Origin of the sequence: Blautia sp. Marseille-P2398, from assembly GCF_964240315.1 — a bacterium.
In the GTDB taxonomy this organism is placed as follows: domain Bacteria; phylum Bacillota; class Clostridia; order Lachnospirales; family Lachnospiraceae; genus Blautia_A; species Blautia_A wexlerae.
This window is the reverse complement of record NZ_CAXSTD010000008.1, coordinates 1-14,513: the sequence shown is the minus strand read 5'-3', so window position 1 is coordinate 14,513 and position 14,513 is coordinate 1. Positions and strand designations below refer to the sequence as shown.

At 42.7% G+C, this 14,513-nt stretch carries 12 protein-coding genes and 2 pseudogenes; 5 read left to right on the top strand and 9 right to left on the bottom strand.

Annotated elements, in window-relative coordinates; all coding sequences use genetic code 11:
* Positions 1-2: 2 nt before the first annotated feature.
* Both ACESZG_RS10195 and ACESZG_RS10190 read right to left on the bottom strand, forming a co-directional pair.
* On the bottom strand, positions 3-470 hold the full coding sequence (locus tag ACESZG_RS10195; protein WP_008703339.1) for a (2Fe-2S)-binding protein: 468 nt from the start codon (positions 468-470) through the stop codon (positions 3-5).
* Positions 460-1,278, bottom strand: a complete 819-nt coding sequence (locus tag ACESZG_RS10190) for a xanthine dehydrogenase family protein subunit M (RefSeq protein WP_008703340.1) — start codon at positions 1,276-1,278, stop codon at positions 460-462. Before ACESZG_RS10190 ends, ACESZG_RS10195 begins: the two co-directional genes overlap by 11 nt.
* A gap of 538 nt (positions 1,279-1,816) precedes the next feature.
* On the opposite strand from ACESZG_RS10190, the gene ACESZG_RS10185 reads away from it, so the two are divergent.
* A complete protein-coding gene (locus tag ACESZG_RS10185; RefSeq protein WP_020993942.1) occupies positions 1,817-2,404 on the top strand; it encodes an AAA family ATPase in 588 nt (195 codons plus the stop codon).
* A 202-nt stretch (positions 2,405-2,606) separates the two neighbouring features.
* Here the strand turns inward: ACESZG_RS10185 and ACESZG_RS10180 are convergent.
* Positions 2,607-2,759 (bottom strand): annotated as a pseudogene (locus ACESZG_RS10180) (DUF6783 domain-containing protein).
* Between ACESZG_RS10180 and ACESZG_RS10175 the strand changes: the two are divergent.
* Positions 2,697-2,849 (top strand): annotated as a pseudogene (locus ACESZG_RS10175) (DUF6783 domain-containing protein); the annotation flags it as partial. The pseudogenes ACESZG_RS10180 and ACESZG_RS10175 overlap by 63 nt on opposite strands.
* Here the strand turns inward: ACESZG_RS10175 and ACESZG_RS10170 are convergent.
* Both ACESZG_RS10170 and ACESZG_RS10165 read right to left on the bottom strand, forming a co-directional pair.
* The gene (locus tag ACESZG_RS10170) at positions 2,807-3,907 is read right to left on the bottom strand and encodes a DUF362 domain-containing protein (protein ID WP_161275809.1); all 1,101 of its coding nucleotides are present in this window, start codon (positions 3,905-3,907) and stop codon (positions 2,807-2,809) included. The pseudogene ACESZG_RS10175 and the gene ACESZG_RS10170 overlap by 43 nt on opposite strands.
* A gap of 97 nt (positions 3,908-4,004) precedes the next feature.
* Positions 4,005-4,547: a phosphatase PAP2 family protein gene (locus tag ACESZG_RS10165; RefSeq protein WP_008703344.1), complete on the bottom strand. Its 543-nt coding sequence runs from the start codon at positions 4,545-4,547 to the stop codon at positions 4,005-4,007.
* A 247-nt stretch (positions 4,548-4,794) separates the two neighbouring features.
* Here ACESZG_RS10165 and ACESZG_RS10160 point away from each other — a divergent pair, with 247 nt between their 5' ends.
* Positions 4,795-6,177: an MATE family efflux transporter gene (locus ACESZG_RS10160; RefSeq protein ID WP_161234043.1), complete on the top strand. Its 1,383-nt coding sequence runs from the start codon at positions 4,795-4,797 to the stop codon at positions 6,175-6,177.
* Positions 6,178-6,334: 157 nt separating this feature from the next.
* On the opposite strand, the gene ACESZG_RS10155 is transcribed toward ACESZG_RS10160, so the two are convergent.
* From ACESZG_RS10155 to ACESZG_RS10145, 3 genes are all read right to left on the bottom strand, one after another.
* Entirely contained in the window at positions 6,335-6,766 is a 432-nt protein-coding gene (locus ACESZG_RS10155) for a DUF6465 family protein (protein WP_008703348.1), read from the bottom strand.
* 108 nt (positions 6,767-6,874) lie between these two features.
* Positions 6,875-9,193: an ABC transporter permease gene (locus ACESZG_RS10150; RefSeq protein ID WP_161234042.1), complete on the bottom strand. Its 2,319-nt coding sequence runs from the start codon at positions 9,191-9,193 to the stop codon at positions 6,875-6,877.
* Positions 9,194-9,628: 435 nt separating this feature from the next.
* On the bottom strand, positions 9,629-10,327 hold the full coding sequence (locus tag ACESZG_RS10145) for an ABC transporter ATP-binding protein (protein WP_022381288.1): 699 nt from the start codon (positions 10,325-10,327) through the stop codon (positions 9,629-9,631).
* A gap of 477 nt (positions 10,328-10,804) precedes the next feature.
* On the opposite strand from ACESZG_RS10145, the gene ACESZG_RS10140 reads away from it, so the two are divergent.
* Positions 10,805-12,040: an iron-containing alcohol dehydrogenase gene (locus ACESZG_RS10140; protein WP_055057753.1), complete on the top strand. Its 1,236-nt coding sequence runs from the start codon at positions 10,805-10,807 to the stop codon at positions 12,038-12,040.
* 114 nt (positions 12,041-12,154) lie between these two features.
* Positions 12,155-13,534, top strand: coding sequence for an aldehyde dehydrogenase (locus ACESZG_RS10135; RefSeq protein ID WP_173679327.1), 1,380 nt, complete (start codon positions 12,155-12,157; stop codon positions 13,532-13,534).
* Between the two features lie 9 nt (positions 13,535-13,543).
* Here the strand turns inward: ACESZG_RS10135 and ACESZG_RS10130 are convergent, their stop codons facing one another.
* Positions 13,544-14,263, bottom strand: coding sequence for a GTP pyrophosphokinase family protein (locus tag ACESZG_RS10130; RefSeq protein WP_025578246.1), 720 nt, complete (start codon positions 14,261-14,263; stop codon positions 13,544-13,546).
* Positions 14,264-14,513 lie beyond the last annotated feature (250 nt).

The following is a 14,513-nucleotide window of genomic DNA, read 5'->3' as shown; positions in this document are numbered from 1 at the left end:
CTTTATGCTTCCTCCTGTGCTTTCTTATATTTCAGGAACTTCAGGATACTCCTTGTCTGGGAAACAAAACCGGAACATCTGCACAGATTTCCCGCAAGATATTCTTTGATCTGCTCCTCTGTGGGATCTTTGATCTCGTTGAGCATCGCAAATACATTCATGATAAATCCCGGATTGCAGAAACCGCACTGTTCCGCACCTTCATTCGCCAGAAAGCTTCCAAACTCCTGCGCTTCTCTCTGCATTCCTTCCAATGTAACGATTTTCTTTCCCTCAATGCGTGCTGCAAGTGTACTGCAGGAAAGCACCGGACGACCGTCCATAAGAACTGTGCAAAGACCACAGTTCGCAGTTTCGCAGCCTCTTTTCACGCTGAAACAGCCCTGTTTTCTTAAGAAATCGATCAGCAGTGTATCCGGGGAGATCTCTGCGTGGCGGTTCACTCCGTTAAGCCAGAAATTAATATTCATTTTTCATCCCTCCTACTGCTTCCCAGGCTCTTCTTGTCAGTACTTTTACAAGAAGGGTTCTGTACTCCTTTGATCCTCGCATATTGCCTGCAGTAGGAACGTTCTCTGCCGCATATTCTGCAAAGGCTTCGATTGCCTCTTCCTTCTGCTTTTTTGTCATGTTCCGGAAATTCTTCAGGATCTGCTTCTTATCTTCCACGATCATGGCACGTGCAGGTCTGGCACCTATCACAGTCCTTGCCTCATTTCCGATCACAGAAGCTGCACAGGTCAGCACCGGGAAATCTGTTTTTATGTTTCTCTGACTTAAGTAACAGGTAAGAAGTGGCTCTTTTCGCACGATGATATTTACAAGGATGTCATTGTCCTTCTTCATATTTACAAATTCAGTCAGTGGAATACGGCCTGCATCATATAATTCTACCCATGTATCCATTCCCAGGAACATGGTCAGAACATCTGAGAAACCATATCTTCCATAAATGCTTCCTCCCACAGTGGCACAGTTTCTGAACTGTACGCCTACAATGTGGCAAAGGCTTTCTTTCATAGCTCCATGTGTGTAGGTATTCAGAGCTTCATTTGTCTCCAGGTCATGAAGCGGAGTCATACATCCGATGACAAATTCGTCATCATTCTCCGAAATCGCATCCAGCCCCAGACCGGAAAGATCAATCGCTGTGGATATTGCTCTGTTGCCCATTTTCATCCAGACCATTCCCCCAAGAATACGGGCTGTTTTCTTCTGGTTCAGTTCATAAGCTTCCGCCAGACTGTTTACCTTTACATAGCTTTTGATTTTCAGCATTATGTATCGTATCCCTTTCTTACATACTTTTCATATCTCTTGTAATATTTTGACTCGGATCTGTCGTCAGACAGCCAATTTAATATAATACCATAACTTAGAGAAAAAATCTATAAATATCCTCTATTTCATAAATAAATTTTTCACTTTACCGGCGTCTTCTGACTCGGCAGTAATCCTGGTCAGGCGGACAATATCATCCGCTTTGCTGCTTGCTGTAAATATTACTCTAATTCTAGCATATGACAGCCAAAAGTGTCTATTGATAAAACTATCCAAAAAAACACTTTTCAAAATATTATCGGATTAACTGTATCATTTGTTTCATTGCGAATCGTTTTTGTGCACTGTACCCAAATATTTTCGTAATATATTTGGTTTTTTATATATTTTACTGGATTTTTTCAAGTATCAATGTTATAATGTTCACAAATAAAAGACTTATCACTGTTAATTGCAGATAACAGGTACAATTTGCGAATATCCGCCTGAATCTATATCGTTCAATAACAGAGATGTCATAAAGGAGGGTTTGATTATGAGTAAACGCGTGATTACAATAAACAGGATGCTCGGCAGTAATGGCCGCCTGATCGGTAAAGCTCTGGCAGAAGAGCTTGGATTTGCTTTTTATGACAAAGAGCTGATCGATATTGCAGCTCAGAAAGAGAATATTCCTTTTGATCTGCTTGCCAAGGTTGATGAGAAACGTGGTAGCCAGTGGCGTTTTCCCATTGACCATGAACTTCAGATGGACAGCGATTTTCACTTTGTTCCCATGAATGATGTGCTCTTTGATCTTCAGCGAAAGATTATTCTGGATGCTGCTGAGAAAGAAGATTGTGTGATCGTTGGCCGATGCGCCAATCACATCCTCGACAATAAATGCCTGAGCGTATTTATCCATGCACCATTTGAGTATCGTGTACAGACTGTCATCGAGCGTACGGGACGGGAAGAAAAAAGTGCACAGAAGTTGGTTAAGAAAGTGGATAAAGAACGGCGTACTTATTATGAGTACTTTACAGATAAGAAATGGAAAGATATTTCCCAGTATCATCTGGCATTTGACAGCAGTAAATTTGAGCAGGATAAAATTATACAGATGATAAAGATGGCATTGTAAAATCAAACAGGGTTCCAGATTCAAAAGTCTTATCATGCAGGCACGAACGACTTTTTGAACCTAGTACATCGTTTCGTAAATAACTATACCAATCGCGTAGGATGCGGATTCGAGTGTGCTGGTATAAAAACGCAGGCGTAGCGGGCTACGCTGAGGCTTTTAGACCTGTGCAATCGGATTCGCAGACAAGTGAGTGGTATAGTTATTTCGAAAACGATGTACTAGAGTGTGTCTGAAAAATCATTCCCGCAATCTGCACGCCCCACTTTGTGGGATATTTCACCCGAATTCAGTTGCCGTAGCCCACTACGGCGCCATCATCCGGGCAAAATATCCCACAAATTGTGACGCACATCTTGCAGAAAGCCTTTTTCAGACACGCTCTGGGACCCTGATATCATATTATTTATTTTCTCCCAGAATATACTGCTTCAGGAAATCATAAATCTGATTCTCTGTTGGAGGACATCCCTTTACGTTATGTTCAAATTTACAGGTGCATGCACCTACACCCAGTTTTCCTGTTTTTCCGCGGTATCCCTGGCCGATGCAGATTTTCGTGTCCAGTTTCTCGAAAAGGCCGTCATTTTTAAGCATTTCCAGAGCCGGGATGAGATAACCATAGCAGGCACTGCAGGATTCTACTTCTTCTACTGCATCCTGAAGCTCTACCACTTTTCTTGATTTCGGAAGTTCTTTGCGGGCATTTTCCTCACAGTATATGATGCGGGAATTTTTCAGATCAGTACTTCCAACCCCAAGCTTCTCTGCCAGTTCAATATACGGTACATCTTTCGTTGTATAATGCATGATTTGACATACATAAGAATCGATCAGTACCGGATCCGTCCCCGCCCAGATACGGTTCATCACTACCGGATTTCCGCCATCCTCGAAATCCAGATCCCCGCAAATGTTATCAACCACGACAAAATCCTGATGGAGCCCCGCATTCAGATGTGCAATCGGTTCATGCAGTCCCATCGCATGAAAATGACGCTTCTCTGTATTGGGGATCAATCCTTTCATATTTTTCAATGCACATGTGATCTTTGTCTGACAATGGCCTTTCAATACCGGAACATTGATCAGAAAATCAATATTTGCCGCACGTTCACAGACATTCAGTTTCATCCCCCTGCAATCTCTTTCAATCCCCTTGTCTTTCTGCATATCCCAAAAAGGCACCTGATATTTTTCCGTTAGTTCACGATATCCGCATACTTCGTATGCTTCTGTGGTCTTATCTCCCACCCAGGAGCCTTCCAGAATGGCAATATTTCCATATCCGTTTTCCTGCAGATACTCAATAATTCCCGCCACAATTTCCGGATGTGTGGTAGCTCCCCATGAAGCCTCGGAAGGTGATACAAGATTAGGCTTGATACCAATCTGCATCTTTTTATCTGAAATTACAGACGCCAGGCCGCACTGTGCCAGCAGTTCCTTTGTCATTTCTTTGTAATTGGTTCCGCTCTTTATATAGATTTCATTTTTGTTCATTACAAGATTATCCTTTACACTTTACATTCGAATATTTTTCTGCTGATTTTTGCATATCTTTTTTGTATTTCCCCCCGGAAGTTTTCTTCTGAACCGATCAGCTTTTCTGAGGTGAAAATGTTCTCCGCATCAGCCTGCATGCCACTGTACTTGTGAGCAATGCCACCAGAAATCCTGCCAGAACATCCCCCGGATAATGTACGCCCAGATAGAGTCTGGAAAAAGCAATCATTCCGGCCAGAACAACAGGTAAAATTCCCCATTTCCCGGGCAGCATCCGCAGACAGACCAGTGCAACGGCAAAGGAAGCGCAGGTATGGCCGGATGGAAATGAATAGTCTTTCGGTCTGGTAATCAGCGGAATGATCTGTGTATAAGTATCAAAAGGTCTTGGACGGGCTACTGCATTTTTTATCAGCAGATTTGTGATCAGAAACCCTGACAGCAGCGAGAGTGCCGCTGTCACTCCTGTTTTGCGTGTTTTCCCGAAACAGATCAGAAGCACACATAATACGATCCAGAACCATCCTCCGTTTCCAAGGAAGGTGACTGCTCTCCAGAACGGAGTCAGGGCATCCACCCTTAAATGTTCCTGGATCCACAGTAAAATATTCATATCTAATTGCTGTAATGTCGCCATAAACTTCTCCCATTATATTTTTTATCAGTCACAGTATGTATTCCTCTCAAAATACATACGAATTATATCAGTCCGACTTCTTTTGTGCAAGGTATTATAAGCAAAGTTGATTTGTTTAAGGGCTCAAAAGTCAAAATAACGTAGAAATCAGTCAAAATACCGATAGCGTTTTTCTGCCGGAAGGATTATGCTGAAAGCAGACTTATAAAACTGCCTGATCGGGCAAATACTTATTACGGGGGTAAATATGATAAACACATTATCGGCCGGTAAGGATAATTTTTACCGGCAGATGCTTAAACTGACGATTCCGATCATTATCCAGAATCTGCTCAGTGCAGCGGTTAACTCCGCAGATGTAATTATGCTTAATTATGTGGGACAGTCTGCGATTTCTGCGGTGTCTCTGGCTGCCAATTACTCCAATATCCTGTTTATGGTATATTATGGACTTGGTACAGGCGCATCTCTTCTGTGTGCGCAGTATTTCGGAAAAAATAATATGCAGGCTATTCATGCGATCGAGGGAATTGCCCTCCGCTTTTCCATCATAATCTCGGGAATCGTAGCACTGATCGCATTTACTGCTTCTCAGCTTATGATGAAGATTTTTACTTCTGATCAGGAACTGATCTCTATCGGTTCTTCTTATCTGAGGATTATGGGAATTACATATCTCTGCTGGGGAATTACAGAGATTTATCTGGCGATTTTGCGCAGTATCGGACGTGTAACGATCAGTATGGCATTGAATATGCTGGCTTTTATATTGAATATTATCCTGAATGCTACTTTTATCTTCGGGCTTTTCGGCGCACCGAAGCTGGGGGCTACAGGTGTTGCCATTGCAACTGCTGCTTCCAGACTGATCGAACTGGCAGCATGCGTGATCGTTTCTTTCCTGAGCAAAGATGTTAAATTGAACCTGACCTTTATGTTTATCCGCAGTAAGGTGCTGTTTGGCGACTTCGTCCGGCTGTCACTTCCCGCTCTTGGAAATGACATTTCCTGGAGTGTTGCTTTCTCCATGTACTCTGTGATCCTGGGACATCTCGGAACAGATGCCGTTGCAGCCAACTCTCTGGTTACGGTTGTCCGCAATATCGGTTCTGTGTTCTGCTTTGCAATTGCCAGTGCGGGAACGATTCTTCTTGGAAACGTAATGGGAAAAGGGGATCTGGAGAAATCGAAGGTGTATGCTTCCAGAATGCTGAAGATGACCATTATAGCCGGTGCCATTGGCGGTGTGATCGTATTTGCCATCACGCCTCTGGTCCTGAGATTTGCATCCTTAAGTGACGGGGCAATGCATTATTTGAAGTACATGCTGCTTATCAATACCTATTATATTATGGGTTCTGCGGTAAACACAGCCCTGATCGCCGGGGTATTCCGCGCAGGCGGTGATACGAAGTTCGGACTGATCTGCGATACCATTGATATGTGGGTATATGCGGTACCTCTGGGATTTTTTGCGGCCTTTGTCCTGAAGCTTCCGGTATTGTGGGTTTACTTCCTGCTCTGTACAGATGAGTTTGTGAAATGGCCATGGGTATTCCATCATTACCGCCAGGGGAAATGGGCACAGAATATTACAAGGGAGGATCTGTTTGAGCAGAAAGCTTCCTGAGATATCATCCATATCCGCCGCAGTGTGGTTCTATCATAAATAAGCAAAACAGCAGGTCTGTTCATTCTATGAACAATCCTGCTGTTTTTATGTCTGCAGATTTTCTTTCCGGATCCCTGCAGACATCCATTTTCGGTTTATAAAAAATGCTTACAGATTATAATGTATTCAGGTCGATTCTGTAATCGTCAGAGCCCTGTCCGTCTACTGTGTAGTAAGCGGCTTTCTGCTCAACATTTACATAAACGCTGATTTCTTTTCCTTCGATGCCTTTGTCTTTGATGTCTTTTTTGATTGCTTCCTCGATGGAGCTCATTGTAACTGCAAAACCAGGTAATTCGATAGTTGTTTCTGCGAATTTTTTGATGTCGATATTTTTAGCCACTTCTTTTACTGCTTTCTTTACAGTTTCTTTTGCTTCTTCTACAACCGGAGCCTTCGCAATATCAGCTGCAGCGTCTTTTGCTTCTTCAATTACTTCTGAAGCCTTTACAGTTGTTTTCTCAACTGTCTCTTTGACTGCTTCTGTAGCCTTTGTTGTTGCTTCTTTAATAGTTTCCTTTGCTCTTGAAGTTGTTCTTTTTCTCATAATAATCTCCTATTCCAACTGATTGGTCTAGAGCGTGTCGCTCTAACAGTTTCCTGTGTAACCGTACCACAAATTCCAGACAATGTCAAATTTTTATCAAATTTTGTCCTACTCGACATTTTTTAAGGCTTCATCCATAGGAACCTTCTTCACTCTCCGAAATTCCAGCAAAGCAACGATTCCGTATGTAATGATTCCTGCTGCAAACATCTGCACATAGATCATCGGGTCGATCCAGAGCGTAATCCAGCCGGAAATGCTTGACAGCATCATCTCCCTGAACAGAACCTTCATAACCGCCGTTTCTATTGGAAGACTGACAAGCAGACAGAGCACTACTACCATTGAAGTAGACAGAATGTACAGCCTGCTGATCTCGCCATTTGTATAGCCCAGGATTTTTACCATTGAGATAGACTGGGCATTTTTTTCGATAATGATCTTGGAAAGAAGATAGATCAGTACCATATAGATCACAATAGCAAATCCATTTACCATTCCCATCATACTTCCCATAGATACATCCAGCTGTCTGGAAATCTTGGTCAGTGCATCCAGGTCCACCACTGACCCAATATATTTGTCTTTGATATCTGTAATCCTGGTATCAGAAAAATAGCCGCTGTAATAATCTTCTCCCAGATCAAAGGTTTCGTTCAGCTGAGTTCTGGTCATAAATACACACAGGCCTGCCGTATAATCATAAATTCCTGTTACCTTAAAAGAATACTGTTCCTTTTCATACTTTTCCTTCAGGGTAATGGTATCTCCGGGATGAATCCCATATTTGTCCGCATAAGCACTGGAAATATAGATTCCTTTATCAAGATCAGCCTTTACATATCTGCTGTCCGGCTCGATTCCATACAAAAGAACCTCCTCGCTCTTATACTTTCCGGGAAGAGTATTTAAAGAATATGCTGAAAACTCTTCTGCATCTTCATTCTTTGTTTCCGCAGACATATAGAATTCCAGTATAGAAAACAGACTGTCAAATTTGTTTCCACTGGCTGCACTTACCGGAACCTGAAGCATATACTGATATTTTGCCAGCATATTATTCTGGATTTCCACCTGATAATGAGATAAGGCCGAAGGAAGGAGTAATCCAAACATCAACAGCAGGTTGGCAAAGATAATCCCGATAAACAGTACCAGATAATTGCTCATATTCTGAAAGATCACACGAAGGCGAAATCTGGAAAAGATTTTTATAACAGGGCTTAAATAAATTGCTTTTTTCTTCTTTCTGCCAGAAAGATCCCTGCGCAGGAATTTCAGCGGGGAAAGACGCAATTTGTGTCGGAGAACTCCATAATTCACCACCAGCATAATGATCACCGGAACTACTGTTGTAAGCAGAAAAGCTTCTGCGCTCCATACGGTCACATAGGTAGGCAGGCTATAGCTGCCATAATACATTCCTGCACATACATTTTTAAATACTGTATATCCCAGAATATTTCCCACCAGGGCTCCCACCAGTGTAACAAGGACAGGCAGTGCCATATAGTGCCGGATCAGTTCTCTCCTGGTATAGCCGGAAGCTCTGAGTGTGCCGATCACCCCTGATTCCCTGCGAATCGTATTACTGATGGTAATTCCGAATACGAAAGCCATAATGACAATTACAATGTATAACAATATAATCATCATAGCCTTGTCACTTCCCATATCATCTCCGGTAAAGGTGATGGCCTGATTCAGATATCTGGGTACAAAAGCTTCCAGGGTAACGATTTCCCCTATATTTTCCATCAGTTCTTCTGAAACGTCCTTTTCCTCTTTTTCTGTTTTGGGCTGTTTGTCATAGATCCAGGAATAATTGTACTGGAGCTTATCCTGATCCAGGGTATCAAACTCCTCCGGTGTTACCACAGAAACTCCGAATTTCACAGAATCAAACATGGAATCATTATTATTCTGAAAAAGACAGCTGTAATCAGACAGAGCCACAAGCCCTGTAATCTTCCAGGTCTGCTTACCGCTCTGGCTCTTCAAGGTGTCTCCCACCTTCAGTTCATTATTGTCTGCATACATACGGTCAATTGCAATTTCCCCTGTTGCTTTGGGAAATTCTCCCTGCATCAGACATACTCCATTGATTTCTGTCCTGTTTTTGAAAAAGCGCATGGTACTTCCATTATCCAGAAGTTCTTCAATATAGAAATTTTCATACAGCTTTATTCCCAGATTCTGGATTTCTTCTTTCTGGCTTTTATATATCTGCTGATTGGTACGGAAATTTCCGTTTTCTATATTGTATTTGTCAAATCCATCATTATAAGCAACAATCATACTTCCGTCAGCCACCAGAAATCCGGAAACCATTCCTATGGTCAATACCATCAAAATAAAGACCACCAGATATTTTCCCAGTTCCCCCTTCAGTTCTCTGGGCAGACGTTTGCGTAAAGGATTTTTCATAAATAACTCCTTTCCTTTGTCATAGGCAAAAACCCACTGCCTTTAGGCGGTGGGAGGAGCCTTGTAAATTATTATCCAATATGCTACAATAACCGTAGCAGTTTTTAAAGAGAAAACCGTTAGATGTGCTGCTCATCAAAGACACTCTTTTGTGCATTGACAAGATATGAGGTTGCAATACAAAACTCGCGTATTGCGTAAAATCTTACCCGTAAAAGAATGTTTGCTGTATAGCATGGGAAGTTTAGTACCTGATACAGTTACAGATGAGTATATCTTGTCTGTAAAGGGCGCTGTCAACCACCCTATGATGTAGCGTCACTTTAGGTAGCAATACCTATTGGGGATAAAAGGTCGGAGGCGTAAGCCGTTACTACGACTGGGCAGTTACAAGCCCATTACCTTTAGGTGATGGGTAGTTGACCATATGCCTCCTTACCAGTCCAACTCTGCTGCCGGAATCTTATGTTCATTCAAATAATTTTTACGGATCATGCCGTCACGGAGCTTCACCACCCGGTCAGCCATATCTTTGATAGCATCGTTATGCGTTACCATGACGATGGTGTTGCCGTATTTCTGGTTTACCGTCTCGATCAGCTTCAGGATTTCCTTGGAGGTCTTATAATCCAGTGCTCCTGTAGGCTCATCGCAGAGAAGAATGTCCGGATTCTTTACAATGGCACGGCCGATAGCAGTCCTCTGCTGCTGACCGCCGGAAAGCTGGTTGGGAAGCTTTCTCTGGTGCTCATAGATTCCCAGCGTATGGAGCAGTTCATCTACATCCAGCGGCTTATCACTGAGATAGGCTCCCACCTCTATATTCTCCCGCACTGTAAGATTTGGGATCAGATTATACATCTGAAAAATATATCCCAGATGCTTACGTCTGTACAAAGACAGTTTCTTCTCCGACATATCTGCCAGACGTTCCCCGTCTATGACCAGATTTCCCTCATCCGCACTGTCAATCCCACCGATAATATTCAGAAGCGTGGACTTACCGGAACCGGACGGTCCCAGAAGCACACAAAACTCCCCTCTCTCAATGTCAAGATCCAGCCCCTTCAGCACATCCACCCGGCTGTCCCCTGCACCAAAAGACTTCTTAATACCCTGTATCTGCAGAAACATTTTTTCATTCCTCCCTCATATCCACTTTCTGTGGAGCAAATTTCTTTCATATAGCACTGCTGTTTCATAGCAGTGTTATACTTCACTAACTTTAGGTTAGTATAAACTTACTTTATTGTCAACTGATTTTCGTAGTTTCGTAAAATTTTATGGATATAAACCATATTTCTGCGCATCCCTTATGACCTTTTTTCTTATCTGTTTTTAATATCTGGCTTCCACAAATTTGGGGTAACTCATCACTACTACACTATTCGCCCCAGCATAGCCAGGGATTAACTCTTTCATTTGTATGAAACCAAGTCTGAACCGCAGAAAAAGATTGGATAGTTCCCTTTAGTATGCCCTGTCCTGTTTATAGTTTTGAATATCAAAATATATTGACTTTTCTTTTTTACCTTGTTATATTTTTTTCTGAAGTAACTGCTGTCCGGCAGTCTGAAAAACAGCAGGCTGCCGTCAAGAAAGGAATTATCCATGAACACTCTCAGAAAAATATATTGCAGGGCTTTCCAAAAGGCTTTTCACATTGCAATTCCCTTTTTACCTTACAGAAAACCCAAAATCGCAGGAAGTGTCAGAGAACTTCCCGAAATCATCATGCGCCACAAATGCACCCATGTTCTGATCATTACAGATGGCGGTATCATGACGCTTGGACTTACCAGAAGACTGGAAAAAGCTTTAAAGGAGGCCGGCATCCCCTATACCATTTATGATAAAACAGTTGCCAACCCTACTACTGTCAATGTCCGCGAAGCCCTGGAGCTTTACCATAAAGAGGGCTGTGATGCCATCATCGGTTTCGGCGGCGGTTCCAGCATGGACTGTGCCAAGGCAGTCGGTGCCTGTGCGGTTAAACCCAATCAGTCTCTGGCCCAGATGAAAGGAATCCTGAAGGTGCATAAGAAACTTCCCCTTCTCATGGCAGTTCCAACCACTGCCGGAACAGGAAGTGAGACCACTCTCGCCGCTGTTATCACAGATGCAGACACCAGATACAAATACGCAATCAACGATTTCCCGCTGATTCCCCGCTATGCAGTGCTGGATCCCAAGGTTACCTTAAGCCTGCCCCCATTTATCACCGCAACTACAGGTATGGATGCCCTGACTCACGCAGTGGAGGCATATATCGGCAATTCCACCACCATTGATACACGCAGGGATGCATTAAAAGCGGTAAAACTGATTTTTGAAAATATAGACATTGCCTATGAGCATGGCGATAATATTCAGGCAAGACGAAATATGCTCCACGCCTCCTTCTACGCAGGCTGTGCTTTTACCAAATCCTATGTAGGATATGTTCATGCAGTCGCTCACTCTCTGGGTGGACAGTACAACGTTCCCCATGGACTTGCCAATGCCATTCTGCTGCCGCTGGTACTTCGGGAATATGGCTCCTGCATTGACAAAAAGCTCCACAGACTTGCCATTGCAGCAGGACTTGCAGACAAAAATACGCCGGACCATGAAGCAACAGAGCTTTTTATCCGGGCAATTGAAGAGATGAAAGAGCGATTTGGAATCGTAAATATCGTAAAAGAAATTCAGGAAACAGATATCCCCAAGCTTGCCCATTATGCAGATAAAGAGGCCAATCCTCTGTATCCTGTGCCGAAGCTTATGGATGCCTCCGAACTGGAGAAATTTTATTACATGCTGATGTCTCTGACTTCCAAGGAAAATACCTCAGAAGCTGAGAAGTAACTGTTAATATTCTTCTATCCTGCAAAGCGTTTTTTATAAAAATATCAAAATACAGGAACCTGCAGACTCTCAATAGTTACCTGATATCTATATTATATAAGGAAATAATGTATTATGACAGAAACAGAAATTAAAGAAATCGTTCAGAAACAACGCAGCTATTTTTACACAGGTGCCACTTTACCGGTAGAAAAAAGGCTGGATGCCTTAAAAAAATTAAAGACCTGTATTCAGAAATATGAACCACTGATCAATGAAGCACTGAAACGTGACCTTGGAAAAAGTAACTTTGAATCCTATATGTGTGAAGTGGGACTTGTGCTCTCAGAACTCAGCTACATGATCCGCCATACACCTTCCTATGCAAAAGAAAAAACAGTACTGACTCCCCTTGCCCAGTTCGCTTCCAGAAGCTATAAGAAGCCATCTCCTTATGGTGTTGTCCTGGTTATGAGCCCATGGAATTATCCTTTCCTGCTCACCATTGATCCGCTGATCGATGCGATTGCAGCCGGAAATACAGTTGTACTGAAACCAAGTGCCTACTCTCCTCACACCAGCCGGGTGATTGAAACCATTATCACCGAATGTTTTGATCCCCAGTATGTGGCTGTGGTAAACGGCGGACGTGCGGAAAATAACACTCTTCTCAATGAACATTTTGACTATATTTTCTTTACAGGAAGCCAGCATGTTGGCAGGGAAGTAATGGCAAAAGCATCTGTACATCTGACCCCGGTTACCCTGGAGCTGGGCGGTAAAAGCCCCTGCATTGTAGAGAAAAATGCCAACCTGAAACTTGCAGCCAGAAGAATTGTATTTGGAAAATATCTCAACTGTGGTCAGACCTGTGTAGCACCTGATTATATTTACTGCGACAGAGAAATCAAGGATGAACTGATCCGACAGATCCAGAAACAGATCAGGAAACAGTTTGGTTCCACACCTCTGAATAATAAGAATTATGGGAAAATTATTAATGAAAAACACTTTACTCGTATCTGCAATCTGATCGATCCCAGCAAGGTAGTCTGTGGCGGTGACAACAATCCGGGAGCTCTTCAGATCGCTCCTACTGTTATGGATAATGTAACCTTCGGGGATGCAGTAATGCAGGAGGAAATCTTCGGTCCTGTGCTTCCTGTGCTGGCCTATGATTCCCTGGATGAGGCCATCGAAAAGGTCAACTCCATGGCACATCCTCTGGCACTATATATCTTCACCTCCGACAAAGAAGCTGCGGAAAAAGTTACTTCCCACTGTGGATTCGGAGGCGGATGTGTCAATGACACCATCATCCACCTGGCAACCAGTGAGATGGGATTTGGCGGCTTTGGTGAAAGCGGAATGGGTTCCTACCATGGCAAAGACGGTTTTCATACCTTCTCCCACTATAAGAGTATTGTAGACAAAAAAACATGGCTGGATCTGCCAATGAGATACCAGCCATATAGAAAAATTTATGAAAAATTATTGAGGAAGTTCCTGAAATAAGGAACTTTCTCAGGATTGATTCCCCTTATCAGCTCTGCTGACCAGTTGATTACGAATTTCCTGCATCCGGTTATCCAACTGAGCACTCTGGGTGGCACACGCCAGAAGCTCCTCCTGCAATTGCTGTGCCTGATCTGCCGGGATATCTTTTTTATAGCGAAGCTTATGTTCCAGACTTGCCCAGAAATCCATGGCAATAGTTCGAAACTGGACTTCCACATTTACCATTTTTTTGTTTTTCTGCAGAAAGATAGGCACCTGCACGATCAGATGCAGGCTTCTATAACCACTGGGTTTTGGATTTTTTATATAATCTTTTTTCTCGATCAGTACAATATCATCCTGACGCAGAAAGCTGTCTGCCAACTCATAGATATCCTCCGGAAAAGAACAGATTACCCGGACACCTGCGATATCCTTGATATTTTCTTCTATAGCAGTTAAAGACATGGGAATATTTTTTCTGCGTATTTTCCGCACAATGCTGTCATAAGATTTAATTCTGGTTTTAATACCCTCGATAGGATTTTTATCATATTCCAGGGAATACTCCTGATTCAGCACTCTGAATTTTGTCTCAATCTCCATGACAGCACACTGATAGTAAGACATCAGCAGATCAAAGGGCCTTTTATTTTTCTGGATCATTTCCAGAAATTCTTCAGACAGCAGACTCCTGCGGATCAGCTCGTCCTTTCTGGCTTCTATACGGTTTTTTCGTTCCGACATAATTTCTTCAAAATTTTTCAAATGTTCATCCCCCTCTTACGGTTTTGTATAATTACTATAGCAGTCCTCGTAAATAATGCATTTAATAGGCTCGCTATAAACTGTTCACTTTTTTCAGCAACAATAAATCAAAGACTATTATAACACAATTCCCGCAAAGAGTAACCATTTTCGTTACTGTTCACTCCGTTCCCAGCAACACGCTTCGCGATGCACAGAATTTATGCTAATCGCATAAATTCGCGCAGTA